The following is a 26,010-nucleotide window of genomic DNA, read 5'->3' on the forward strand; positions in this document are numbered from 1 at the left end:
ACGAGCCTGGCCAAAGCGTCGTCGGAGTAGCAGGCGGCACTCACGAAGGCCACACAGCTTTATCTGTGGGTGTATCGTCTGTATCCGATAACGGTAAATGGATCCTCAAAGGCAATGTCACTGGCAATGGCCGCGGTCAAATCAGTGCCGGCGTTGGAGCAGGATACGCTTGGAAGTAGCTTGGCTTAAGCTAGGGGCATTAGTTACATAGGTGGCAATGCCCCCGCTTACACATCACTTGATAGCCCACGCATAAGACGTGGGTTTTTTAACAACATTTTTGTAACGTTTTGTAAATTATGAAACAAGAGTTTTTACAGTTTTGCGTGGGGGGGGGGAATCTATTAATAGCATTGTCATTAAATATTTTTAAGGATTGTATATACAAGTTTAATTGCCATATCTACAGTATACTCATAGACATTATTAGTTACAAAATATTTGTTATTGCCCTATAAACTAAAATTTGTAAGACTTATATTTGTTTTTTTTGTAACTTATTATTTCAAATTGCTATGAATAAAATCTTTAAATCTAAATTTAATAAAACTTTAGGTTCTTGGGTTGCTGTTTCTGAACTTGTTAAAGGCTTCTGCAAAAATTCTAAATCATCTTTAACAGCTATTGCACTCGTTGCATTGACTGCTTCTGCTCATGCAGCACCTGGTGAAGTTGAGGGTGGTGTTGTTGACCTAACGGCTACAGATAGTGTTGCAATCGGTAATGGCTCAGAAGTAAAAGGGGGTAATAATAACTTAGCTGCTGCGGGCGGTTTTGTTGCTGCAGAATACAAAGGCACTAATTCAGAAAATGCCATCTCAATTGGTAAAGATGCATTTGCAGCAGGGCAAAATGCAACTGCAATTGGCAATGGTACCTTTGCTCTTACAAATGCATTGTCTTTTGGTTTGAATAGCTTTGCATTCAAAGAACATTCTCTCTCAGTTGGCGAAAATAATATTGCACTTGGCACTAAATCATCTGCAGTAGGTTATCAAAACCTTACATCTTCTGAATATGCAAATGCTTTTGGTTCAAACAACTATGCTGGCGAGCTTAAAAATTTTGGGGTTGATGATGCTGGAAACTTCAAATTCCTTGATTTAGTTTCTGATGCAGATGCCGCTAAATATAACGAGAAATTTGCTTCTAAATCACTTAAGGATCGATTAAAAGAGTTATATGCTGGGTCTGTTCTTAATGGAAAGATGGATGGCAAACTTAAGGATTTCTATTCTAGCAATGGAAAGGGTAAAGGTTTATATTCCAATTTGACTAAGGAATTTAGGGATGGCCTAGCAGAAATAATTGATCAATCAATAGAAGCCTATAATACTGATAGTTGCAGGATTAACGATAGTTGTAGACCTTTTAAACAGCAAACTGCTCTAGGTTCAAATAATATAGCAACTGGTTCAGAATCAACAGCAGTTGGTTCCAATAACTTCGCTTTAGGACAATTGTCATCTGTTTTTGGTAATTCCAATTCAGCCCTAAGAACAAAATCATCTGCTTTTGGATATGGCAACTTAGTAGTTGGTCCAGAAGCATCAGCTGTTGGTAGTAGAAACGTTGCTACTGGAAGGTTTTCTCTTGCATATGGTGTATTAAACCAAGCAATATCCGATAACTATTCTACATCACAAAATGCTCCTGCTATTGCATTTGGATATTTTAATAAAGCCGAAAAACTTGCAATATCAGTTGGTAGGAGTAATACAACTGTTGCAGATACATACGCTTTTGGTGTGAGCAATAAGATAATTAATTTTGAAAGGCCTTCAGCTCAAAACCCAGACGAAAAAGAAATAGTTAGATCTAGTAAAGATTGGGTATTTGGATATGACAATAAATTAGAAGGAGTAAATAATTCTACAGTTATTGGTGGACGAAACCAAATCAAAGGCTCTGATCAAGTTAGTGTATTTGGGTACAAAAATACGATCGCAAAAAAAACCGATTTCAAAGCTTTAAAAGAAAATGAAAAAGTAAAAAATTACGTAAGAGAAGTGGCAGCATTTGACGCCTTAGTTGCTGGTCACGATAATATCGTTGACGGGGTTAGAAATATTGTTATTGGTAACAATAATAAATCGGACTATTTAGCTAAAAATGCAATTATTATTGGTAACGGTAGCAAAGCTTTATCCAATCCTGATGATGATTTAAATAAATGGAGTTGGAACACAGTGGCTATAGGTAATGGCATATTAGCAAATGTATATAACTCAGTATTCTTAGGTGGTGGATCTTCTTCAGATGGATATCACACTATAGATGTGCCAGAAGATGCTGAGTGGAAGGGTGTGCCTAGTAGACCAGGTAATACTCTTGGTATAGTTACAGTGGGCAAAGCTGGATCTGAACGTCAAATCCAAAACGTAGCCGCTGGACGAGTAACTAAGGACAGTACTGATGCTATTAATGGTTCTCAACTATTTTGGTTTAAAAAATCTTTAGATGAGAAGATTGGTAAGCTACTACCAGCAATAGCAGATGAGAAAGGCACAACAGTAAAACCTAAAGATCAAAAAGTTGTTATTGGTGGCGGCGTAGCTGAAGAAGAAAATAAACCAGAAAATTTCACGACTGGGAATATCACATCTGAAACAGAGAAGGGAGAAGACGATGAAAGTAATGGTAAGCTCATTATTAAATTAGCCAAAAATATCAAAGGCCTTGAATCCATTGAGGTTACTGACGACAAAGGTGAAGGAACACGAATCACTAAGGACGGAATTGAAACTAAAGTCGCTAAAAAAGACGAAAATGGAGATGTAGTCAAAGACCAAGAGGGTAAAACAGTTTATGAAACCAAAGCCATGGGCACTAACTTTGCAGGCGACGACGGTAAAGCAGTAAATATCCCATTAAACCAAACACTTAACCTCAAAGGCGGAGCTACAGATGTCTCTACCGAAAACAATATCGGAGTCGTCAAAGGAAATGATAACACCCTAAACGTTCGTCTTGCGAAAAACCTTAAAGGGATTGAAAGTATCGATGGCTTAAAAGAAATGTCTTACGATGAAATGCAAAGTGATGCAAACAAAAATAAAGCAGTAAGCGTTAAATCACTAGAAAACTATCTTGAGAAATATGGTTCAGGCGGTACTTCAGGCGGCTCAGGCGGATTTAATGGTGATGCAGGCGGTAAAGAAATCACTAACTTGAAACCTGGCACAAGACACGATTCAGCTGCTACAGTTGGTCAGGTTGAAGAACGATACGATGATGCTTTAGGGGCTTCAGCTATGGCCATGGCTACTAGTGGTCTTCCTCAAGCTACTGCCCCAGGTAAAAGTATGGTGTCTGTAGCTGGTAGTACACTTGATGGAAAACAGGGTTATGCACTTGGTATTTCTACTGTTTCTGGTAATGGAAAATGGGTAATTAAAGGGTCTGTTGCTGGCTCTAGTAGAAAACAACTTGGTGCTACCATAGGTGCAGGGTATCAGTGGTAAATACTTAATTTTTATTAATTCTTCTCCATACAATACCCACGGCCTCGGTCGTGGGTTTTTTTTACAAGTTATAATTTTCCTCATACATAATAAGGAAAAATAATGAGTGACACCCTCCCACATATCGAAAGCCTCGCACATATCGACAACATAACCGATGCAAGCCTTCTCGAAAAATATTCATCAGATGCAAGTGGATATCCCGAAGCCTCCCCCTCTATAGTCTATCGACCACGTAGTACAGAAGAAGTGGTGCAAATCGTTAAGCATTGCCACCAGAATAATATTCCTTTTACTGTTCAAGGTGGGCTTACAGGGTTGGCTGCTGGGGCCGTTCCTAACGAAGGCGATGTTGTTATTAGTTTCGAGAAAATGGATAAAATCGAGGAGATCGATACCGTGGGTGGAACTGCTCTTGTGCAAGCAGGTGTCATTCTCGAAAACCTGCAGAAGGCTGCCCTAGATAAAGGATGGTATTTTCCGCTTGATTTGGGAGCACGGGGGTCATGTTTTGTAGGCGGGAATATTGCCACAAATGCAGGTGGCAATAAGGTCTTCCGCTACGGTACGATGCGTGAACTTACGCTTGGACTGGAGGTTGTGTTGCCCGATGGCACTTTGCTCGATATGACCTATAGCATGATAAAAAACAATACCGGTCTTGACCTTAAGCATTTGTTTATAGGCTCCGAGGGGCGGTACGGTATCGTTACACGTGCCGTGTTGCGACTTTTTCCAAAGCCAGCTCACAAACACAACGCCCTTGTAGCTTTAGAGAATTTCCAATCGGTCACGAAATTGCTCACAAAGACGCGAGCGGCATTAGCTGAAATTGCGAGTTTTGAAGTTATGTGGCATGATTATCTCTCTATGTCCGCACAGCTTCAGGGGATTAAGGTCCCCTTTGATGGTGCTTATCCATTATATGTACTTATGGAGGTGGAAGGCTCAAGGGATGACCTGAACGATAGATTTCATGAGTATCTTGAGGCCATCATTGAAGAGGGGCTTGCCGTCGACGCACTCGTGCCCCAAAGCGAATCGCAATCCGAAGAACTTTGGGAGATTCGCGACGGCATTGGATATTGCATGCGTAAGTTGGGTGTAGTCGTTAATTTTGATATTGGCTTGCCCATCAAATATATGCAAGAGTTTTACGAAAAGTGGGTCGATATTGCAGGACAAAAATATCCCGATATGGTGAATCTAATTTTCGGGCACGTTGGTGATGGTAATCTTCATGTCACCACTGGAAATATCACCGAAGCCGATATTATTCCGATTGAAACGATGATGTATGAAATCATTAAACCTATGCGAGGTAGTATAACGGCAGAGCATGGCATCGGACGGATCAAAAAAGATTTCCTGACATACACTCGCGACCCCGACCAAATCGAAGTGATGAAGATGATTAAGAATACAATAAATAGCAAGGATTTGTTAAATCGCAGTCGAGTAATCGATTGATATCATAGGCTTTTAAATCTGAGCCCCTTCCATCAGAAAATCGACTATATTTTTGTGCTCTATGCCTTCATGATTCCCTAAATTGGCCTCGTCCGTGGATATTACAAATTTAGGATAATTATCTTTCACCGCTAACAAGGGCTTAAATTCACGCTCTACAGTCTCAGGACTTTCTACTTTGTATGCCACCTGAATATATAATTTCATATTGTTTTGGGTGGCAATGAAATCGATTTCCATCGAGTTAAGTTTTCCCACAAATACATCATATCCTCTTCTTCTTAATTCTAAATAGACAATATTTTCTAGAACTCCAGAAATATAAGTTGGCCTAAATCCTAGCATTGAATAAAGTAAAGAAATATCTGCCAGATAGAACTTCTCTTGAGTTTTTAAAATCTCTTTTCCTTTAAGGTTATACCGCTTGCATCTATATATAATAAATGCACCTTCAAGAGCATTCAGATATTCGTAGATTGTGTTTAAACTGATACTTCTTTGCTGACTTTTAAAGTAGTCAGCAATATTCTGAGCTGAAAACGTATTTCCAACATTATCAAAGACATAATTTACGACTCTATTCAAAAGTTCTGTATCCCGAATATTATGTCTTTGAATAGTATCTCTCAAGATGACTGAGCTATAGATATCCTGAACAAGTTTGAAGCATGTGTCTAAGGAGTGCTCTGCTAGATGAACAATTGGAAACCCTCCTTTTTGACTATATTCAATAAATAGCTCTCTTGAACTTTTAGGATTTGTATCTGTGAGTGTTGAATAATGCTTTTTGAAATCAATAAATTCTAAATAGGACAAGGTGAATATATTAATTTCTACATATCTTCCAGCTAAATAAGTTGATAGTTCAGATGATAATAATCGAGAATTTGATCCAGTAATATATAAATCAAGATCAAACTCAGCCATTAAGGAATTAATAACCCTTTCCCATTTAGAGGCCTCTTGTATTTCATCTAAAAGAACATAAAATTTTTCTTTTTTATTAACTTGGCTAGAAATATATTTATATAATTCTCCTTCTTTTAATAGATTTTCATTTGAGAGCATTTCTAAATTTATATAAATAATATTTCTTTCATTTATATCTCGATTTTTCAATTCTTGGGCCAGAAGCTTTAAGACAGTAGACTTCCCACTACGACGTATTCCTGTTAAGACTTTGACCACAGGCAGGTCTATGAATTTTTTTATTTTGTCTAAGTAAGTGGGTCTAGGAATCATAATTTAAACTTAAAATGAGGATTTTATTCATTATAAGTATAAAAACTTTCGATTTCAGAGTATTTTATTCATTATAAGTATAAAAACATTCGATCCCTAATCAGCTAAACGGCCTTTAAGCACAAAAAAACACCCACATGGGATGGGTGTTTCTATTAATGGATTTGAAAATAAGGGCTACTTAACTGAATCAGCCATTACTTTTTTTACGCCCTCACATTGATTCATGGACTCCATAAAGCGATTTACATTAGGATAGTTCGTATAATCTTTAGGGATTTTCTTAGTCCAATTAGCCATTACATAAGCATAAGCATCCGCAATTGTTCTTTTATTATTATAAACATGGTCATCGCTCCCGATTAATGAGTCAAGATGATTCATAACACGGTCAATACGTGCATAAGCAGCCTCTTTCACAGCTTCAAGAGCAGCATTATCGCTTGAAGTAGTGAATTTTTGTGGACCAAAAAATGGCCAAAAAGCAGGGTGAAAATCAGAAGCTAGAAAAAACATAATCTCATCAAATTTAGCTTCTTCAGCATCGCCTTGATCAGCTAGTAAATCCTTTTCTTTCGCTTGTATAGCAATATAATTCATAATCGCAACCGCTTGGGTACGAACCTGCCCATCTTCAAGCTCTAAAGCAGGAACAGAACCTAGTGGATTTATTTTTTTGTATTCTTCAGTACCCAAAGCAGCTTTTTCTACTTGGTAGTCAACTCCAGCCCATTCAGCCGCAATCCAGCATGCAACAGCACAAGTACCAGGTGCATAATAAAGTTTCATATCATTCTCCAAAATTAAATTTCCTAAACTATGCCATCGAACTATAAAGTTAAGCATAGCTTTTACTAGATTTTACGAGCATTAATTACAATTAACCTGAAATGAAACGTATTGATACTTTAGCTAGGGATTAATATTGTGAGTTAATTTTTTCTCGTCTTTTAAATAATCAGGAGTACTCAAGACAGTATCAAAAGGTCTATAGATATGGTCCTTGAAAATATCACTTTCCCATTTCACTATTTGCTTAATAACTTCTACAAACCTATAAAAATTTTTGACTAGATTTTGCTTGGTAGATCTTAACGTTAATTCACCATTTTTATTATTTATACCGTAGTAGCTAAAAAGTTCACTGAATTCAGGAAATAGCTCCGTAGAATAGATATTATTCACACCACTACCACTAAAATGGTCGAAAATTTCATACTGATCAGAAATAAGATAGTCTCCATTTTCAAGTTGTGAAACTATCAAATAAATTGCATCATAATCCCAATGAAGAAAAGGAAGGGCTACATAGGTATATCCATCTTCAGTGAATATACTAGGTGATGGATAGTCGTTTTGAGTAATTAAATCATTTGTCGTGTTCATATGTTTTAATCCATAAATAAATTTAAGGGGTTAATAGGCTTGCAATCAAAATCAATCAACACTCTAGAACAAAAATGTTCAAGTACATCATTGTAAGACCAATCAAACCAATCATAACTACCAATTATTCTCCCCTCAGGACTATCACCAATATGCTCATGAGGTAATGTGTGCTTATGTCTTCTGTCTTTTATCAGACCTATCTCTATTTGGTAGATTCTTATCTTAGCACTCTTAGTTAGATAACTTAAGGAAAAATCATATTTAAAAACATTTTTATTCTTCAGCTTTATTATTTTGAAATGCACGAAGAATCTAGTTATTTCATTTTTTTCATTGTGCAAAAAAAATTCTAATGAAACTAATCTTTTTTCAACTTTATCCAGTTCCCATTGAGGCAACTCTTTTGCATAGAATTTGTGCGTTCGAAGAAAATGCAAATATTCCTCGTAATTTGGTGGTGTTGCAAACAAATCAATCTCCTAAATAAATCAATCTTGAGTTTAGGAGCTATTTCTTATAAGAGAAAGGGGGGGGGTGGATGTTTTAATCCATTTCGTCGACAAACGTTTCTTTGCGTTTTCTTTGTATCGCTGGCAATGCCGTCGCAACTATCAATCCCACGGCAATAGCAAGAATCACGGCTGATATTGGTCTTGTGAGGAAGGTCGTATAATCGCCTCGCGATAATAATATTGCCCTCTTGAAATTCTCTTCCATCATGCCTCCCAACACCAATCCCAAAAGTAGTGGTGCAGGTTCGCATTTAAGCTTGTTCCAAAAAAATCCCAACACTCCAAACACTGCAAGTGCAAAGATATCAAAAGTATCGTTCTCAAGAGAATAGATACCAATTAAGCAAAAAATCAATATTGCAGGAAATAGCATGCGATACGGAACCTTCAATAACTTAACCCACAGTCCGATTAATGGAAGATTTAGTACAACTAGCATCAAGTTACCAATCCACATTGATGCAATCAATCCCCAAAACATCTCAGGATGACTTGTCATAACTTGTGGGCCTGGTTGAATATTATGAATAATCATCGCCCCAATCATTAAAGCCATCACTGCATTTCCAGGAATGCCTAGGGTTAGCATTGGAATAAATGAAGTTTGAGCAGCCGCATTGTTGGCGGATTCAGGACCAGCGAGACAGGGGGCGTAGCCATTGCCAACTTGCTGAGGATTTTTTGCTAACTTTTTTTCAACCGTATATGAAGCAAAAGATGAAAGCACTGCACCTCCGCCAGGAAGCACACCTAGTGCAGATCCTATGACAGTGCCCCGTGCAATAGCTGGGACTGACTGCTTAATCTCTTCTCGATTCGGATACAAAGAACCGATTTTGTCCGTAAGCGTAAGACGATTTTCACGCATGGACAAATTTCGCATAATCTCAGCAAGGCCAAATATACCCATAGCCACGACAGCGAAATCCAAACCATCCTGCAACTGTCCCAAAGCAAAGTCGTATCTAGGCTCTCCAGAATCCACATCCGTGCCTATCATCCCAAACAATAGTCCCAAAATAATCATGCCGACAGCCTTAATGAACGATCCCGAAGCAAGAACCACGGCACCAATTAGACCAAGCACCATTAAGGAAAAATATTCTGCAGGACCGAATTTCAAGGCCATAGCAGACATAGGTGCTGCAAAGGCCGCAAGCAATAAAGTGGCCACGCATCCCGCAAAAAAAGAGCCAATCGCCGCCAGTGACAATGCCGCCCCCGCACGCCCTTTCTGTGCCATCTTATGTCCATCAAGCACCGTCACAACGGAACTTGTCTCTCCTGGCAAAGCCACTAAAATTGCGGTTGTCGAGCCTCCATACTGACACCCATAATAGATTCCTGCAAGCATAATAAGCCCTGCAGTGGGCGGCAAGACATATGTTAGTGGCAATAACATCGCAATCGTCGGCACTGGCCCGATACCAGGCAACACTCCTATCATGGTCCCTAGCAAACACCCAATAAGTGCATACGCAAGATTCTCAAGAGTAAATGCGATATCAAGCCCTAAAGCTAAATTCTGAATGATGTCCATCATAAGTTCACACTCTCATTGCGGGTGCGACGAAATAATAAAAATGCAGCTAGAAATAAGGCACAAACAATAAATGCTATCGCTACAAAAGACCATTCAGATGGTGGACTAGGCCACATTTGAAGTACCATCCCGAGCCCTTCGATAAATACAAGCCATGAAAAAATAGCCATAAATATTGCGATAGCTATGGCCGCACGGAAACTAAAATCATGGCTTGCAAGGCTACTTAGAAGGCACACGCAAACAATTGTGAGCATTAGTCCCAGTGCTTTAAGTGCAAATGCAAAAAAGAGTACTGAGCCGATAATAAGTATTAAAATATCCCAATCGAATTTTCCGATGCGAGTCTCGGGATTAGCTTCTCCACGAAGCCCTTGCAGTCCAACGATTGCACCAATCACAACAAGCAATAAGCCTAAGGCGAGAGGGAAAAATCCTGGACCTAATCGCATAAGATCGCCCATATCATATTTGATATATGAGTAGACCGCAAAGAAGCCGCCAAATGCCATAAACATAAGGCCACTATAGAAGTCTTGCTCGTTTTTAATTATCATGATGGGTGGATAAAATGAACGTATCTATTGGATTTTAAAGGGGATAATTTTAACATGTCTAATAATACAGCCACTGATAAACTTCGACTTTCTGTGAGTGGAATGCATTGTCAGGGTTGCTCAACGCGTCTGACAAAACTACTTAATTCTCAACCCTATGTAAAAAAAGCCTCAGTAAATTTTGCAAGTGAAGAGGCTCAGATTGAACTTCATGATGGAACGGATCGCGACTATGTGATGCCGAAGATTCTATTAGCAATGCAGTCGGGAGGCTTTAAAGGTGAGCTTCAAAAAGACACTATTGTAGAGATGAAGTTGCCTTTGCGTCTGAAAGTTTTGATTTTAATTTCATTACCATTTTTTGTGGGCATGATTGGAATGCTTTTTGGCTCGCATTCGTGGATGATTCCAGCATGGCTTCAGTTCTTGCTCGCAACTGTGGTGCAATTTTGGATAGCATTGCCATTTTATAAAAGTGCATGGGCATCGGTTCGCGGTGGCATGGCAAATATGGACGTGCTTGTCGTTTTAGGAACGACTGCCATTTATGTGTATTCAGTTGTAATGTGGCTCGTTTACGGCCATGCACATAATGTCTATTTTGAAGGCTCAGTGATGATTGTGGCTTTCGTAAGCCTCGGTAAATTTTTAGAAACTCGCAATAAAAAGCAAAGTCTTAATAGTCTTCAGTCGCTATTGAAGCTGCTCCCGCCTGAGGTCATGGCTTTCAGAGATGGAGAGTGGATGAAGGTTCCACTTCATAAAGTTAAAGTTGGGGATCGAATTAGGTCGAATCACGGCGATCGCATTGCCACAGATGGAGAGGTGTATCAGGGCGTAGCGATGTGCAATGAGAGTCATCTTACTGGTGAGTCGGAATTGGTAAAAAAGGCTGTTGGAGATATGGTTTCTGCGGGTGCATTAGTAGAGGATGGGAGTGTCGAATACATTGCCACAAGCGTAGGACGCGAGACCTTCTTGGGTGATTTAATGGCGGCATTATCGGAAGCTCAGGGCAGCCAAGCGCCAATTTCACGTATTGCGGATAGAGTCTCAGCTGTTTTTGTTCCTGTGGTCATTCTTATTTCTGCGGTCACTTTCTTGTGGTATCTGCCTCAATGGGAGAGGGGGCTTATGAATGCAGTGGCAGTGCTTGTGATTGCGTGTCCATGTGCGTTAGGGCTTGCTACTCCAGCGGCTATGATGGTCGGCCTTGGAAATGCATTTCGTAAAGGTATCTGGGTTAAGGAGGCGGCCACACTTGAGCAAACTGCAAAAGTCGATACTGTAGTTTTTGATAAGACGGGGACATTGACACGGGGGCAGCCAACTGTTGTGGAGTATGAAAACTTTGGTTCGCATAATGCCTTGCAATTGGCGGCTTCATTGGAGCAATTTATTCAGCATCCACTAGCACACGCAATAGTAAGCAAAGCTTATGAAGAAGGGCTTGATTTGCACTTTGCCGATAATGTGGAGAATATTGTCGGTGAGGGTGCAAGCGGAAAAGTGGAGATGGAAGCGGGGGCATTGCCACTTAAAGTAGGAAGCCCTGCATTTACGCAAGCTCAAGTGCCATCGAACATACTTGAGAAGTGGGAAGGACGAGGATCCATCATATGTATCTCAAACGCAGAAACAGGCGAGCTCTTAGGGACTGTTTTGATCGCAGATGAACTTCGAGAAGATAGTAAAGCTGTACTCGATGAATTGGGTCGGCACGAAGTGGCCGCTTTTTTGCTATCAGGAGATCGCGAAAGCACAGTAAAGCGAATCGCCCAAGAACTAGGTATCACACGGCTCTTTGCTGAAGTTAAACCACGCGATAAGCTTGAAAAAATCAAGGAACTTCAATCGCAGGGAAATATTGTCGCTATGGTCGGGGACGGAATAAACGATGCCGCCGCACTTGCACAGGCAGACGTAGGTATTTCCGTGAAATCCGCTGCAGCTGTGGCTGAGCAGGTAGCCGATATTACATTAGTGAAGAATAATATCGCAAACGTAGGTCATGCGATTAGCATTGCAAAATCTACTGTGCGTAATATAAAACAAAATTTATTTTTCGCACTTGTGTACAACGCAGTAGGCATTCCACTAGCAGCTGCTGGATATCTCACTCCTTCATTAGCCGCACTATGCATGGCTCTTAGCTCGATAAGCGTGGTCACAAATGCGATGCGTTTGAGGAAATTTTAGTAGCAAATACTGTTGTTGCTTCCCATACGAATCTGGTTGGCCATAACAACACCACGCACGCTAATTGGGTCGAGCATCTCGCGGGATCGAATATCGAATCTCCAGATCTCGGCTGGCCCTTCGTCTACAGTGAGCAGTAAGGTTTTGCTATCGCCTGTCACCCACATATCGACAACTTGATATGGGAATTCATAGGTGACTTTATCCGACGGATCTTCATATGATTGAAAATGCAAAGCCTTATCGCCGCCCACAATCCAAGTCGATTCAAGCCATCCGCTTCGTATGATGCGCGGTGAAAAAGGCAGCTCAAACCGATGCGGCTTAGGATCCTTTTCGCGTAAATCAAAATAGGCCACATGGCCTGACATATCCGCAAAAATCACACGTTGCGAATACTGATCGATATAGGGCATAACTAGCGGCCGCCATGTTGAGCCTACCGTGTACATTGGGCCTGTGCTTAAAAGCTTATCCTCTTGTGGAAAATAGATGAGCCCCTCGTCTCCTTCAAAAGTATTGAAGGCAAGCATAAAATCTTCTGGACTGGCAATGCCCTTGTCCAATCCAGCCGGCTTTCGTAGCCGCTTACTAAGATCTAAGGTTGTCCAATCGCTTTTATCCAAGCCATTCTTGCGATAGATAGTGGGCTTTTCGCGATCTAACACCCAATATGTTTGACTAAAAGAGCTAAACAGAAGTTTGTAATAAGTGAACTGAGAGTTTGTGCGATTTTCCGAATCGAATTTTCTTGAAAAAATATCGACCTTATCGTTTTCGTAATCGACGACACCTACCTGATCTCTCAAACCCACTGCCAGCAACTTAGTTTGCGGAATGAAAAATATTTGATGCACTGGTGAGGGCATCGCAAGTGTGCGAAAAGATGCATCTTTAAGGTCAAGCAGCACCAGCCCATTTAGCTCACGATTTCCAATTGCAAGCATACTATCGTCGCGTGCCATCTCAATGGTATCGGGCCTAAAATTTAAATTAATATGTGCAACACGATGAGCAGTTTCAATATCATATACACTCAAATATGTAGACATAATATCGGTAATAAAAAGATATCGAGTCGGCTCATGTAAAGATTTTTTTGATTGATACTTAGGCTCAATTTTTAGATCTTGCCGTGGAAATGCCTGAGCCCCCAGCTTCCCCCCAAAACCTAGTCCACATGCACCTGCCGCAACACCCTTAAGAAAAGATCTTCTCGAATTTTTCATATCATTTTGCAACGCAATTTGCGTATTCACTTAGTGACTCTGTCTCTTTAATAATTCCGTTTTTAAATGCAACTTGTTTTCCATCTACAAATAAGGCATTAAACGGCAATCCGATTCCTCCGAGTTTGCGAAGTAAATCCATTTTAGGATAGGTGAATTTGTCTAGATGGACAAACTTTTGCTCATCGAAAAATTTTGTGATTTTCTCTTCCCCATCGGCTAAATTTAGCGTGATTACGCCCATTTCACTACTATGCTTTTTGAATTCATGTAGTACAGGCAACTCTTTGCGGCAAGGAGCACACCACAAAGCCCACATATTAAGTAATTCCACTTTTTTTCCGCTACTTTTTATCGCATCGATTTGAGAGAGTTCAAAACCTGTTTTCGCTTCTTTAAATCCCTCTGGCAATGCACACGCCTTCTCGCTTCTCTTATGTGCCACTTGCTTAGATATTGATGTGATCTTTTTCTTTTCTGGCTCTCTTTCGTTAGTAATATTAGGGGCAATAGCCACAGTCACCTTATTAGCTAAATCATCTGGTGCGATTTGATAATCGTATGTGTCTATAAGTTTTGAATCTGGTCCAATAAGATAAATTAGAGTGCTGTGATATACCGTGTACATCATCCCAAGCTTAGGCTCCTCTAGTTTTTTCCCGTCAAGACGATATCCAAATGTAGCACCTAACTGATTTGTCAAAGATTGCACAGAATCTATGCTTCCCGTCAATCCAACAAACCGTTCATCAAAATAATCAACATATGCATTAAGAGTTTCAGGCGTTGAATTAACTGGATCGATATTTACGAATACTGGAACAATATTTTGAGCCACATCGTTTGGAATCTTATCTAGGGCTTCATTAATTTGTGCCAATGTCATCGGACATATATCGGGACAAGATGTATATCCAAAAGCCAAGATCATGTATTTGCCCTTGAAATCAGCCTCTGTTTTAGTGCCCAAATTGTCCATTAGCTTGAACTCTAGCGGCTTCCCTTGGATAGCACTTTGTGCTGAAAGGATTGGAGTTGATAAAAGCAGGAGCATTGCCATCAATAATCTAATCATGTTTAACTCATAAAATGTAGAAAAGGCGGCCCATAAAAGCCGCCTTATATATTACACAGAATTTAGCTTATTTCTTAGCTTTGTCTTGTGCAGGCTCTTCAGCTTTAGCAGGCTCTTCAGCTTTAGCAGCCTCTTGGTCCATCATAGTAGGAGCCAATGTTTGTTCCATAAGATCATTATCCCAAACACCATCTACTTTTATATGTGCCAATGCACCGAAGTTCACTGCTTCAATCAAGTTATGGCTCAGATATGTATAGGTGCCAGGTTGCTTGAATTTATACATAGCTGCACCAGCCGACCCACCAGCAATCATCCAAGTTTCTATGTCAGTAACAGGAGCATCGTTAAAATTACCGCGTTCCCAAACATATTCACCATGACCACCGATGAGGTGAGGATATGACTGACGGTTCGCTTGTGAGTGATAAATCATCACAGTTTCGCCAACTTTAGCAGTCATAGCATTTTCGCCTGTGTATTGGTGTTTGCGTTCACCGAATACGATATGAGTAGGAATAAGAGTGTTCATAGTTGCTACGTCTTCAGCGTAAGACATAGACGCATTTTCAAAGCGCATCCATTTTCCATCTTTATCTTTTGGAATATAGAAGTCTTGTTCACCGATATAAAAAGCTTTATCGTAAGTTAGTTTATTACCCTCTTTATCGCGAAGCCCTTCTTTAGGAAGAACTACAACAGCACCGTTCATGCCATGAACTACGTGCCAAGGAATCATAGCACCACCTGGAGCACAGTGATAGATATGAACGCCTGGTTTAATTGCTTTCCAACGAAGCTTAACTTCTTGACCAGGAGCCACATAAGTTAATTCTCCACCTCCTAGAGCACCAGTTGATGCGTGAAAGTCAATATTATGAACCAACGTGTTTGTCGCTTTGTTTTTAAGAGTCAATTCAACATAGTCGCCTTCATGTACAACAATAAGCGGACCAGGAACACTTCCGTTATATGCAAAAGCCCACATAAACACACCAGGCTCAACTTCGATTTCTTTTTCCTCGATTTCCATAGTAACTTCTACTAGGCGAGGAGCCGCAGGTGCCTCTAGACTATGTTCATGAACGAACGGAGGCTCTTTCAAATCGAGTTTTACGCGTTCAAGGTCCTTGATTGAATCTGGAGCCTTTTTAACTTCATAGCCAGGTAGTCCGCCTGTGGTTGCTGGAGCAGCTTCTTGTGCTGTGGCAATGCCCCCGCCAAACACCGACGCCGCCAATAGTGCCGAAAGAATTAGTTTTTGTTTCATATAACTCCCCTTAAAAAATTTAGGTCTCTGCCAATAGTTTAGTATATTGTGTGGACAATAAATTGATTTGAATCAATTTTTTAAGCCGCCCCATACTATATCAATAACTTAGATTCCGTACGTTTTTTAGGGGATTTAGTTTTAAAACAACGTTTGGTGGCAATACGTTCGCATTGCCACCCTACAACTATAAAACCATAGTTGCTACAACTCCAGCAAGAAGTAAAGGAATATTAAAGTGAACAAAAGTAGGAATTACTGTGTCCTTAATGTGGTCGTGTTGTCCATCGACATTTAAACCTGAAGAAGGGCCTAGGGTTTGATCGGATGCAGGGGACCCTGTATCTCCAAGAGCACCAGCTGTAGCGATTAATGCGATAGTAGCCTCAGGCGAAAATCCAAGACTTGCACAAATAGGAACGAAAATAGTCGTAATAATAGGGATTGTTGAGAACGAGCTACCAATGCCCATAGTTACAAGCAAACCAACTGCCAGCATTGCAAATGAAGCCATCATTTTGCTGCCACCGAATATCTCGATAGATGAACGAACAAGGGGTTCAATTTCTTTAGTGGCATTCATCACGGAAGCAAAGCCTTGAGCGGTAATCATGATAAATCCAATCATGCACATCATTTTCAAACCTTCAGTGAAAATGCCGTCTGCAGATTTCCACTTAATCACTCCAGTTACTAGGAATAATGCGAACCCGAGCATTGCCCCCATAAGTAAGGAGCCTGTCGCAAGCTGAACTACAAACGCAACCACGATTGAGCCAAGAGCCACTAAATTGCGGAATGTAGAGTATTGCGGTTGATCTGTGGTTTCTAATGATGTATCAGCAACGCTTTCGATTGTGCGATATTCGCGAGGTTTGCGATATGAGATGAAAATGGCAATAAGTAAGCCGATAAACATCCCGATAAATGGAATTATCATTGATCCGATAATATTTACTTTGCTTACGTCTAGGCCATATGGCTTACCAGCACTATTAACGTTTGGAATAATAATTTTGTTCAAGAAAATATCACCAAATCCATATGGGAATGCCATATAACACGCAACCATACCAAAGCTTAGAGCACACGCAATCATGCGGCGATCCATCTTAAATGTGTTGAAAATAATGATTAGAGGTGGAACTACGATAGGAATGAACGCGATGTGAATTGGGATTAGGTTTTGGCTGAAGCAACCGAGTAGGAAAAGAACAAATATGACGGCCCATTTTATGGTCGTACTTTTGGGATTTCTCCTAGTGCTCTCAATCACTTTGCTTGTGATGAATTCAGGTAATCCTGAATGAGCGATACCCATAGCAAAAGCGCCTAGTAAAGCGTAAGAGAGGGCGGTTTCGGCACCATTGCCAAGGCCATCTGACATAGCACCTAAGGTATCTGACAGGGATAGTCCCGAGGCCAGGCCTCCAACCAATGCCCCGATAATCAGGGCTAGAATCACGTGAACGCGTGCTATTGATAAAACAAGCATCACTATCACGGCTAAAACTACTGAGTTCATAATAATTTCCTTTTTAAAGAAGTAAAAAAAAGACCCTAGAACCTGCCGGTCCTAGGGTCGCATTTGCTAAAGTTAATTTAGAGTACTAAGGCAGCGATCGTCCCGGCAATAAGTAAAGGTACGTTGTAATGCAGGAAAGTAGGGATAACAGTATCCCTAATATGATCATGCTGACCGTCGATATTTAGACCTGAAGTTGGACCAAGTGTAGAATCAGAAGCTGGAGACCCTGTGTCACCAAGTGCACCAGCTGTGCCGATAAGTGCAACCGTAGCTGCAGGACTAAATCCTAATGCTGTACAAATTGGAACAAAAATGGCAGCAATAATTGGAAGAGTAGAGAATGAGCTACCGATACCCATAGTTACTAGCAATCCAACAAGTAACATCGAAAAAGCAGCCATCAACTTGCTATCACCGAAAATCTCAGTAGAAGCACGAACTAGAGGCTCAATCTCTTTAGTAGCTTTCATAACTTCAGCAAATCCTTGAGCTGTAATCATGATAAAGCCAATCATACACATTAAACGAAGCCCCTCAGAGAATATTCCTTCTGATGCTTTCCATTTAATAACACCAGTTACTATAAATAGAGCGAACCCAGACAGAGCTCCTAAAATCAATGAGTCTGTTATTAGTTGCACAACGAAAGCCGCCACAATTGCACCAATTGCAACAAGGCTCCTAAAGCTAGAGATCTCAGGAGCCTTCATATTTGCTACCATATTAGTAGAATCTGCATCAAGATAAGTACGTGGTTTGCGATAACTTACAAAAATAGCAAATAACAAACCAAAAATCATACCTAAAGCAGGAATAAGCATAACTTTAATAATGCTAATATCTGATGTGCTTAGTCCCGCCTGCTCGATATTAGGAAGAAGAATTTGGTTAAGATAAATTTCACCAAATCCATAAGGTAGGGTCATATAACATGTGACTAAACCAAAGCTAATAGCACAAGCAATCATGCGACGATCTACTTTAAATTGGTTAAATACAACTAAAAGCGGAGGAATTACAATCGGTATAAAGGCAATGTGGATAGGGATTATGTTTTGAGAGAGCATGCCCATAATCACAACGACAGTGATAACCATCCATTTTAGATTTGTGCTTCGAGGATTATTTCGTATAGTAGTAATTACTTTACTTGATAACATCTCAGGTAGTCCTGAGTGTGCAATAGCCATTGCAAAAGCACCTAATAGAGCATAAGACAATGCAACTTGTGCACCGTTTCCTAAACCAGCTTGAAAAGCATCAACCGTCTCTTTAAGTGAAAGGCCAGAAACAAGACCACCTACTAAAGCTGCAATCAGAAGGCTTAGTACAACGTGCACGCGTGACACTGCTAAAACAAGCATTACAATCACTGCTAGCACAACTGCATTCATGACGCCCTCCGAAAAAAAGATTAAACATTACTAAAAAAGATACACTCAATTTCAAAAAAAATTTTAAAAATAGGTATTTGCCCTTAGGAGTTTTTGTGGTTTTCGTACAAAAAATGATAAAAATCAACGGTTGTATATATAAATTTAGCAAAATATCTTGCATTAATATAAAATTTTTTTTAGAATATGAGTCTTTACTTTTTCTTTTTAATACAAAAAGAGAAAGGATAAAAAAAGAAATTTTAAAGATTTTTAGCGGATTAGTGCGTATAAAAACAAATAAGTATTAGCCGCAACGTTAGTAATCTATTAGCTTATTTAGAAATTTAATCTAGTAGATTTTAAGCAATTTTGCTTGGCCAAAACTGATTTTTATTAGGCTTTTTGTAAAGCTCAATTATGGCACCCAGCCTTAATGTGACTTTTGCCTTTTAGGAATTAAGTTGGATTTATAAATCGGAAGATTGACATCATGATACAAATGCAAAGCACGTTAGACGTGGCTGATAACACTGGTGCACGCCGCATTATGTGCATTAAGGTATTAGGCGGATCTAAGCGCCGTTACGCTTCTATTGGTGACATAATCAAAGTAAGCGTTAAAGATGCTGCACCTCGCGGCCGCGTAAAAAAAGGTGAAGTTTATAACGCAGTAGTTGTACGCACAGCTAAAGGTGTGCGTCGTAAAGACGGTTCTCTAATCCGTTTCGGCGGAAATGCTGCGGTACTTCTTAACTCTAAACTAGAGCCTATTGGTACTCGTATCTTCGGCCCTGTAACTCGTGAATTACGTACAGAGCGTTTTATGAAGATCGTTTCATTGGCTCCAGAAGTTATTTAAGGAGCGGCACTATGCATAAAATTCGTAAAGGCGATGAAGTTATTGTTATCGCAGGTCGCGACAAAAAACGTCGTGGTGTAGTGCTTGAGAGGGTTGATGCTGATCACGTAATCGTAGAAGGCGTTAACGTAGTTAAAAAACACACTCGACCAAACCCTATGGCTAATAATCCTGGTGGTATTGTGTCTAAAAATTTACCTATCCATATTTCTAATGTGCAGATTTTCAATGCTGCTACAGGTAAAGCGGATAAAGTAGTTTTTAAAGAAGAAGACGGTCGTAAAGTTCGTGTGTTCCGTAGCAACGGCGAAGTCGTTGGCGTTAAAGCATAGGCGGTGAATTATGGCTCGTTTACAAGATTTATACAAAGATAAAATCGTAGCTGAATTGAAATCTCAATTTAACTACAAAAGCGATATGGAAGTGCCTCGCATTACTAAAGTAACACTTAACATGGGTGTTTCAGAGGCTGTATCAGATAAAAAAGTTATCGAAAACGCAGTTGCGGATTTAACTAAAATCGCTGGTCAAAAACCTGTAGTTACTAAAACTCGTAAAGCGATTGCAGGATTTAAGATTCGCGAAAACTATCCAATTGGATGCATGGTGACTTTACGTGGTCAACGCATGTACGAATTTATTGATCGTTTAGTTACGGTAGCATTGCCACGTGTAAGAGACTTTCGTGGTATTTCTGGCCGTGCATTTGACGGACGCGGTAACTACAACGTAGGGGTTAAAGAGCAAATTATCTTCCCTGAAATTGAGTACGACAAAATTGATGCTTTACGTGGTTTAAACATTAGTATCACCACGTCAGCTAAAACAGATGAGGAAGCAAAAGCTTTATTAAAAGCCTTCAACTTCCCATTCAGAAACTAAGGGGCGATATAGTGGCTAAACTTTCACTTATAAATCGTGATATCAAGCGTGCAAAATTAGTTGAAAAATATTCAGCTAAACGTGCGGCTCTTAAAGCGATTATCGATGATCAATCTAAAACTGATGAAGAGCGTTATCAAGCACGTTTGAAGTTACAGCAACTTCCACGTAACGCGAATCCAACTCGTGTACGTAACCGTTGTTCTGTTACTGGTCGTCCACGTGGCGTATTCAGCAAGTTTGGTTTAACTCGTCACAAACTACGCGAGACAGCTATGCGTGGTGAAGTGCCTGGTATGACTAAAGCGAGCTGGTAGGAGAAATATTATGAGCATGAGCGATCCAATCGCAGATATGTTGACTCGCATTCGTAATGCACAGCAAGTCGAAAAAGTATCAGTTTCTATGCCATCTTCTAAGCTAAAAGTAGCTATTGCTGCAGTTCTAAAAGAAGAAGGTTATATCGAAAACTATCAAGTTAACGGCGATAAAACTAAGCCTCAACTTGAGATTGAACTTAAGTACTATAAAGATGAACCAGTAATCTCACGTATCGAACGTGTATCTCGTCCTGGTCTTCGCGTGTACAAAGGTCATGACAGCATTCCTCAAGTTATGAATGGCTTAGGTGTTGCTATTGTTTCCACTTCCCGTGGCGTTATGACAGACCGCAAAGCGCGCTCTGAAGGCGTTGGCGGTGAAGTTATCTGCTACGTAGCGTAAGGGGGTATATAGATGTCTCGTGTCGCAAAAAATCCAGTAGTAGTACCTAGTGGAGTTGAAGTTAAAATCGCAGCTGATAGCATAAACGTAAAAGGTCCTTTAGGTGAGCTTAAACAGGAACTTTCAAACGATGTAGTTGTTAGCTTAGATGACGGAAAAATCACATTTTCTGTAGCAAACGACTCACGTCACGCAAATGCAATGTCAGGAACATTGCGTGCTCTAGTAAATAATATGGTTACTGGTGTGAGTAAAGGTTTTGAGCGTCGCTTAACACTTATCGGTGTCGGTTATCGTGCACAAGTTCAAGGTCAAAATCTTAAACTTGAATTAGGTTATTCGCACGATATTATTCATCCATTGCCACAAGGTGTTAAAGCTGAATGCCCATCGCAAACTGAGATCGTTCTTAAATCTCACGATAAGCAAGCAGTAGGCCAAGTTGCAGCAAATATTCGTGCATATCGTCCACCTGAGCCTTATAAAGGTAAGGGCGTTAGATACGCAGATGAGCATGTTGCCATCAAAGAAGTTAAGAAAAAATAATAACGCAAGCAAGGAAATATCATGGACAAGAAATTATCTCGTTTGCGTCGTGCAGTGGCTTCCCGCCGCAAAATTGCTCAGTTACGCGTACATCGTTTATCTGTACATCGTACGAATCTGCACATCTACGCAAATATTATTTCGCCAGAGGGCGACAAAGTGTTAGTTACGGCTTCTACTCTAGAGCCTGAAGTTCGTCAAGAACTAGCTAACGATAAAAAATTCGGGGGAAATGTGGCAGCCGCAGCTATCGTTGGAAAACGTATTGCAGAAAAAGCTAAAGCTGAGGGGATCGAATCAGTTGCATTTGATCGTGCCGGTTTCCGTTATCATGGCCGCGTAAAAGCGCTTGCAGAAGCTGCTCGCGAAGCTGGTCTTAAGTTCTAAGAAAGGGTTTTAAATGGCTAAAGCACAAAATAAAAACACTGCTGACCAAGAACGTGATGACGGTTTTCGCGAAAAAATGATCGCAGTAAACCGCGTTAGCAAAACTGTAAAAGGTGGTCGCACTATGAGCTTCGCAGCTTTAACAGTGGTCGGCGACGGTGATGGTCGTATCGGTGTAGGTAAAGGTAAAGCACGCGAAGTTCCTGTTGCGGTTCAAAAGGCTATGGAACAAGCTCGTCGTGGTATGACTAAGATCCCTCTTATTAATGGTACATTACATCATACAGTTGTAGGTAAACATGGTGCATCTACAGTACTAATTTCTCCAGCTGCTGAAGGTACTGGTGTAATTGCTGGTGGTCCTATGCGTGCAATTTTCGAAGTTATGGGTGTCCGTAATGTTGTGGCTAAAAGCTTGGGTTCTTCAAATCCATATAACTTAGTACGTGCTACTTTAAACGGCTTAAACGCTTGCATGACACCATCAGACGTTGCTGCTAAACGCGGTAAAACTGTTGAAGAAATTCTAGGATAAGTCATGTCTCAAAAGCAAATTAAAGTTACATTAGTTCGATCTGTTATTGGTACTAAAAGCGACCATCGTGCTACAGTGCGTGGTTTAGGTTTAGGTAAAGTAAATAGCAGTCGTGTTCTTCTTGATACTCCAGAGATTCGCGGCATGATCCGCAAAGTGGATTATCTAGTAAAAGTTTCAGAAGTCTAAAGGAATCATGATGGCTGAAATGCAACTTAATACATTATCTCCTGCTGAAGGAAGCAAACACGCAAAACGTAGAGTTGGTCGTGGTATCGGTTCCGGTTTAGGTAAAACTTCTGGACGTGGACACAAAGGTCAAAAATCACGTTCTGGTGGTTTTCATAAAGTAGGTTTTGAAGGTGGCCAAATGCCTCTTCATCGTCGTTTACCAAAACGTGGTTTTACTCCGTTAAATCAGCATTTGTACTCTCAGATTCGTTTATCTGATTTACAAAAGTTAACTGACGAAGAAGTCGATGTTCAATCACTTAAAGCTGCTGGTATTGTTGATCAAGCAGTTAAATTTGTGAAACTTATCAAATCAGGTGAGATTTCTCGCAAAGTGGTTCTTCGCGGAATTAAAGCAACTGCTGGTGCAAAAGCTGCTATTGAAGCGGCTGGTGGCTCTTTAGCTGAATAAGGGGTATTTAGTGGCAAAAGCTCAGAAAACTCAGACTAGTAGAAAATCATCATTGCCTGATCAATTAGGAAATACTAAGAAGTATGGCGATTTGACTTCTCGTCTTGTGTTTTTATTATTAGCTTTAGTTGTCTATCGTTTAGGAACTCATATACCTGTACCTGGTATCAATCCAACCGTGATGGAGCAAGTGTTTTCTTCTCAGTCAGGCGGGATTTTAGGTTTCTTTAATATGTTCTCAGGCGGTGCATTATCACGATTCTCGGTGTTTGCACTAGGGATTATGCCTTATATTTCGTCATCTATTATTATGCAATTGATGACCTCGACAATCCCGTCGCTTGAAGCTATTAAGAAAGAGGGTGAAGCAGGACGTCGTAAGATTACGCAATATACAAGATATGGCACCGTGCTCATTGCCACCTTACAAGCATTTGGTATTGCCGCATCGCTACAAGGATTTATGGAATCTTATCCTGGATTAGTTTATACACCAGGTCCTATGTTCATATTTACTACTGTAGTAAGTCTTGTGACTGGAACTATGTTCTTGATGTGGCTAGGTGAGCAAATTACTGAACGCGGTTTAGGTAACGGTATTTCTATCATTATCTTTGCAGGTATTGTTGCTGGGTTGCCTGCGGCATTGGCTGGGATGTTCGAGCTGGTATCTCAAAATCAGATCAGTGCTTTAGCTACGATGATTATCTTGGCTTTGGTTATAGGCGTTACTATGCTTGTGGTTTTTGTGGAGCGTGCTCAAAGATGTATCACAGTCAACTATGCAAAACGTCAAGTAGGAAACAAAATTATGGGTGGGCAGTCATCGCACCTTCCGCTTAAGATTAATATGGCTGGTGTAATTCCACCAATCTTTGCATCTTCAATTATTTTGTTCCCTGCGACTATTGCACAATGGTTTTCAGGTTCTAGCGACATTCGTTGGTTAAGCGACTTAGCGGCTACATTAAGCCCAGGTCAACCTTTGTATACTACTTTATTTGCTGCTTTAGTTATATTTTTCTGCTTCTTCTATACGGCCCTTGTGTTTAACAGCCGAGAAACTGCAGATAATTTGAAAAAGTCAGGGGCTTTTGTCCCAGGTATTCGTCCAGGACAGAATACAGCAAAATATATCGATAAGATTTTGATGCGTTTGACTCTTGTGGGAGCTGTTTACATTACATTAGTTTGCTTAATGCCAGAGTTCTTGCGTATGCAGTGGCGTAATGTACCATTTTATTTTGGTGGTACATCTCTACTAATTATTGTGGTTGTTGCTATGGATTTTTTAGCTCAAGTACAGGCTTATTTGATGTCTCATCAATACGATGCCTTGCTTAAGAAATCAAATTTCCGCGGCAATCTACCGATGAGATAATCGGCATAAGTTTCTAGGTGTAGATACATGGCTAAAGACGACGTAATTCAAATGCAGGGTGAGGTGATCGAGAATCTTCCGAACGCTACATTTCGTGTGAAACTAGAAAATGACCATGTTGTGTTAGGTCATATTTCTGGAAAGATGAGGATGCACTACATCCGTATTCTTCCGGGCGATAAAGTGACTGTGGAACTAACTCCATACGATCTAAGTCGCGGTAGGATTGTTTTCCGCTCTAAGTAGTGGATTTATTTAGGAGTGACAAATGAAAGTCATGGCATCGGTAAAGCGTATTTGCCGCAATTGTAAAATTATTAAACGTCACGGAGTTGTGCGTGTAATCTGCACAGATCCAAGACATAAGCAACGTCAGGGCTAAGCCTTGATGCAATCATAGAGGAAAATACATGGCTCGTATCGCAGGTATTAATATTCCGCCGCATCAGCATGCTGAAATCGGTCTAACTGCTATTTATGGAATCGGACGTTCACGCTCTCGCTTAATTTGCGAAGCTGCAGGCGTTGAGACTACTAAAAAGGTAAAAGATCTAACCGACGAAGAATTAGAAAAAATTCGCGAAAAAATCGGTGAATTTACAGTAGAAGGTGATTTGCGACGTGAAGTTCAACTTTCGATTAAGCGTCTTATCGACCTTGGAACTTATCGTGGCATGCGTCACAGACGTGGTCTGCCAGTACGTGGTCAGCGCACTCGTACTAATGCACGTACACGCAAGGGTCCACGTCGTGCGGCTCAATCGTTGAAGAAATAATCGGAGTAGCTAAATAATGGCAAAAGCTTCTAACAGCGCAACTCGTGCGCGTAAAAAAGTAAGAAAAGTTGTAAGCGAGGGTATTGCCCACGTTCACGCATCTTTTAATAACACCATCATCACAATTACTGACCGTCAAGGCAATGCCTTGTCATGGGCGACGTCGGGTGGAGCGGGCTTTAAAGGCTCACGCAAATCGACGCCTTTTGCAGCGCAGGTTGCAGCCGAGTCAGCGGGACGTGTTGCTATGGAATATGGTATCAGCTCTTTAGATGTACGTATCAAAGGCCCTGGCCCTGGTCGTGAATCTTCTGTGCGTGCATTAAATGCTTTAGGTATCAAAATCACTAGCATTTCAGATATTACTCCTGTTCCGCACAATGGTTGCCGTCCTCCTAAACGTCGTCGTATCTAGCAACTTAAA

At 40.4% G+C, this 26,010-nt stretch carries 30 protein-coding genes; 19 read left to right on the forward strand and 11 right to left on the reverse strand.

Annotated features, from left to right (window positions below; translation table 11 throughout):
* The 3 genes from T432_RS08795 to T432_RS0104395 all read left to right on the forward strand — a co-directional run.
* The coding region (locus T432_RS08795; protein ID WP_156026337.1) for a YadA C-terminal domain-containing protein at window positions 1-179 on the forward strand (179 nt) is incomplete at its 5' end.
* A 336-nt stretch (window positions 180-515) separates the two neighbouring features.
* Entirely contained in the window at window positions 516-3,464 is a 2,949-nt protein-coding gene (locus T432_RS0104390) for a YadA-like family protein (protein ID WP_028884332.1), read from the forward strand.
* A 102-nt stretch (window positions 3,465-3,566) separates the two neighbouring features.
* Window positions 3,567-4,934: an FAD-binding oxidoreductase gene (locus T432_RS0104395; RefSeq protein WP_028884333.1), complete on the forward strand. Its 1,368-nt coding sequence runs from the start codon at window positions 3,567-3,569 to the stop codon at window positions 4,932-4,934.
* Window positions 4,935-4,946: 12 nt separating this feature from the next.
* On the opposite strand, the gene T432_RS0104400 is transcribed toward T432_RS0104395, so the two are convergent.
* The 6 genes from T432_RS0104400 to T432_RS0104425 form a co-directional block, all read right to left on the reverse strand.
* Entirely contained in the window at window positions 4,947-6,176 is a 1,230-nt protein-coding gene (locus T432_RS0104400; protein ID WP_028884334.1) for an ATP-binding protein, read from the reverse strand.
* A 177-nt stretch (window positions 6,177-6,353) separates the two neighbouring features.
* Entirely contained in the window at window positions 6,354-6,965 is a 612-nt protein-coding gene (locus tag T432_RS0104405; protein ID WP_028884335.1) for a glutathione S-transferase family protein, read from the reverse strand.
* 123 nt (window positions 6,966-7,088) lie between these two features.
* A complete protein-coding gene (locus T432_RS0104410; RefSeq protein ID WP_028884336.1) occupies window positions 7,089-7,562 on the reverse strand; it encodes a DUF1828 domain-containing protein in 474 nt (157 codons plus the stop codon).
* Window positions 7,563-7,567: 5 nt separating this feature from the next.
* A complete protein-coding gene (locus tag T432_RS0104415) occupies window positions 7,568-8,035 on the reverse strand; it encodes a hypothetical protein (RefSeq protein WP_028884337.1) in 468 nt (155 codons plus the stop codon).
* Between the two features lie 73 nt (window positions 8,036-8,108).
* Window positions 8,109-9,617, reverse strand: coding sequence for a tripartite tricarboxylate transporter permease (locus T432_RS0104420; RefSeq protein WP_028884338.1), 1,509 nt, complete (start codon window positions 9,615-9,617; stop codon window positions 8,109-8,111).
* The gene (locus T432_RS0104425) at window positions 9,617-10,177 is read right to left on the reverse strand and encodes a tripartite tricarboxylate transporter TctB family protein (RefSeq protein ID WP_028884339.1); all 561 of its coding nucleotides are present in this window, start codon (window positions 10,175-10,177) and stop codon (window positions 9,617-9,619) included. The genes T432_RS0104420 and T432_RS0104425 overlap by 1 nt, the downstream gene beginning before the upstream one ends.
* A gap of 54 nt (window positions 10,178-10,231) precedes the next feature.
* On the opposite strand from T432_RS0104425, the gene T432_RS0104430 reads away from it, so the two are divergent.
* Window positions 10,232-12,376: a heavy metal translocating P-type ATPase gene (locus T432_RS0104430; RefSeq protein ID WP_028884340.1), complete on the forward strand. Its 2,145-nt coding sequence runs from the start codon at window positions 10,232-10,234 to the stop codon at window positions 12,374-12,376.
* Here T432_RS0104430 and T432_RS0104435 read toward each other — a convergent pair.
* The 5 genes from T432_RS0104435 to T432_RS0104455 form a co-directional block, all read right to left on the reverse strand.
* Window positions 12,373-13,605 (reverse strand): twin-arginine translocation signal domain-containing protein, encoded by a 1,233-nt coding sequence (locus T432_RS0104435; RefSeq protein ID WP_028884341.1) that lies wholly within the window; start codon window positions 13,603-13,605, stop codon window positions 12,373-12,375. The two genes, T432_RS0104430 and T432_RS0104435, sit on opposite strands and share 4 nt — an antisense overlap.
* 1 nt (window position 13,606) lies before the next feature.
* A complete protein-coding gene (locus T432_RS0104440) occupies window positions 13,607-14,680 on the reverse strand; it encodes an SCO family protein (protein WP_028884342.1) in 1,074 nt (357 codons plus the stop codon).
* A gap of 67 nt (window positions 14,681-14,747) precedes the next feature.
* Window positions 14,748-15,950 (reverse strand): copper-containing nitrite reductase, encoded by a 1,203-nt coding sequence (gene nirK / locus T432_RS0104445; protein WP_028884343.1) that lies wholly within the window; start codon window positions 15,948-15,950, stop codon window positions 14,748-14,750.
* Window positions 15,951-16,137: 187 nt separating this feature from the next.
* Window positions 16,138-17,475 (reverse strand): Na+/H+ antiporter family protein, encoded by a 1,338-nt coding sequence (locus T432_RS0104450; protein ID WP_028884344.1) that lies wholly within the window; start codon window positions 17,473-17,475, stop codon window positions 16,138-16,140.
* Window positions 17,476-17,552: 77 nt separating this feature from the next.
* Window positions 17,553-18,872: a Na+/H+ antiporter family protein gene (locus tag T432_RS0104455; RefSeq protein WP_028884345.1), complete on the reverse strand. Its 1,320-nt coding sequence runs from the start codon at window positions 18,870-18,872 to the stop codon at window positions 17,553-17,555.
* Window positions 18,873-19,344: 472 nt separating this feature from the next.
* Between T432_RS0104455 and rplN the strand changes: the two genes are divergently transcribed.
* Genes rplN through rpsK form a run of 15 tightly spaced genes read left to right on the forward strand, consistent with a single transcriptional unit; the run spans window position 19,345 to window position 26,001 of the window.
* Window positions 19,345-19,713 (forward strand): 50S ribosomal protein L14, encoded by a 369-nt coding sequence (gene rplN / locus T432_RS0104465; RefSeq protein ID WP_014112132.1) that lies wholly within the window; start codon window positions 19,345-19,347, stop codon window positions 19,711-19,713.
* A gap of 11 nt (window positions 19,714-19,724) precedes the next feature.
* A complete protein-coding gene (rplX, locus tag T432_RS0104470; RefSeq protein ID WP_014112131.1) occupies window positions 19,725-20,045 on the forward strand; it encodes a 50S ribosomal protein L24 in 321 nt (106 codons plus the stop codon).
* 10 nt (window positions 20,046-20,055) lie between these two features.
* Complete coding sequence (gene rplE / locus T432_RS0104475) at window positions 20,056-20,595, forward strand: 50S ribosomal protein L5 (protein ID WP_014112130.1); 540 nt, start codon at window positions 20,056-20,058, stop codon at window positions 20,593-20,595.
* Between the two features lie 11 nt (window positions 20,596-20,606).
* Window positions 20,607-20,912, forward strand: coding sequence for a 30S ribosomal protein S14 (gene rpsN / locus T432_RS0104480; RefSeq protein ID WP_014112129.1), 306 nt, complete (start codon window positions 20,607-20,609; stop codon window positions 20,910-20,912).
* A gap of 10 nt (window positions 20,913-20,922) precedes the next feature.
* Window positions 20,923-21,318, forward strand: a complete 396-nt coding sequence (gene rpsH, locus T432_RS0104485; RefSeq protein ID WP_014112128.1) for a 30S ribosomal protein S8 — start codon at window positions 20,923-20,925, stop codon at window positions 21,316-21,318.
* Between the two features lie 12 nt (window positions 21,319-21,330).
* A complete protein-coding gene (rplF, locus tag T432_RS0104490; RefSeq protein WP_028884347.1) occupies window positions 21,331-21,864 on the forward strand; it encodes a 50S ribosomal protein L6 in 534 nt (177 codons plus the stop codon).
* Between the two features lie 21 nt (window positions 21,865-21,885).
* On the forward strand, window positions 21,886-22,251 hold the full coding sequence (rplR, locus tag T432_RS0104495) for a 50S ribosomal protein L18 (protein ID WP_014112126.1): 366 nt from the start codon (window positions 21,886-21,888) through the stop codon (window positions 22,249-22,251).
* Between the two features lie 13 nt (window positions 22,252-22,264).
* Entirely contained in the window at window positions 22,265-22,786 is a 522-nt protein-coding gene (gene rpsE / locus T432_RS0104500; protein ID WP_015551161.1) for a 30S ribosomal protein S5, read from the forward strand.
* 3 nt (window positions 22,787-22,789) lie between these two features.
* Window positions 22,790-22,975 (forward strand): 50S ribosomal protein L30, encoded by a 186-nt coding sequence (rpmD, locus tag T432_RS0104505; protein WP_014112124.1) that lies wholly within the window; start codon window positions 22,790-22,792, stop codon window positions 22,973-22,975.
* Window positions 22,976-22,985: 10 nt separating this feature from the next.
* Window positions 22,986-23,429: a 50S ribosomal protein L15 gene (gene rplO / locus T432_RS0104510; RefSeq protein ID WP_028884348.1), complete on the forward strand. Its 444-nt coding sequence runs from the start codon at window positions 22,986-22,988 to the stop codon at window positions 23,427-23,429.
* A gap of 52 nt (window positions 23,430-23,481) precedes the next feature.
* On the forward strand, window positions 23,482-24,810 hold the full coding sequence (secY, locus tag T432_RS0104515; RefSeq protein ID WP_028884349.1) for a preprotein translocase subunit SecY: 1,329 nt from the start codon (window positions 23,482-23,484) through the stop codon (window positions 24,808-24,810).
* A gap of 27 nt (window positions 24,811-24,837) precedes the next feature.
* A complete protein-coding gene (gene infA / locus T432_RS0104520) occupies window positions 24,838-25,056 on the forward strand; it encodes a translation initiation factor IF-1 (protein WP_014112121.1) in 219 nt (72 codons plus the stop codon).
* 22 nt (window positions 25,057-25,078) lie between these two features.
* Window positions 25,079-25,192: a 50S ribosomal protein L36 gene (rpmJ, locus tag T432_RS08285; protein WP_003805360.1), complete on the forward strand. Its 114-nt coding sequence runs from the start codon at window positions 25,079-25,081 to the stop codon at window positions 25,190-25,192.
* Between the two features lie 28 nt (window positions 25,193-25,220).
* Window positions 25,221-25,586, forward strand: a complete 366-nt coding sequence (gene rpsM, locus T432_RS0104525; RefSeq protein WP_014112120.1) for a 30S ribosomal protein S13 — start codon at window positions 25,221-25,223, stop codon at window positions 25,584-25,586.
* Between the two features lie 16 nt (window positions 25,587-25,602).
* Window positions 25,603-26,001 (forward strand): 30S ribosomal protein S11, encoded by a 399-nt coding sequence (rpsK, locus tag T432_RS0104530; RefSeq protein WP_013521707.1) that lies wholly within the window; start codon window positions 25,603-25,605, stop codon window positions 25,999-26,001.
* Window positions 26,002-26,010: the final 9 nt, after the last annotated feature.

The sequence above is a fragment of the Taylorella asinigenitalis ATCC 700933 genome, from assembly GCF_000687755.1.
In the GTDB taxonomy this organism is placed as follows: domain Bacteria; phylum Pseudomonadota; class Gammaproteobacteria; order Burkholderiales; family Burkholderiaceae_B; genus Taylorella; species Taylorella asinigenitalis.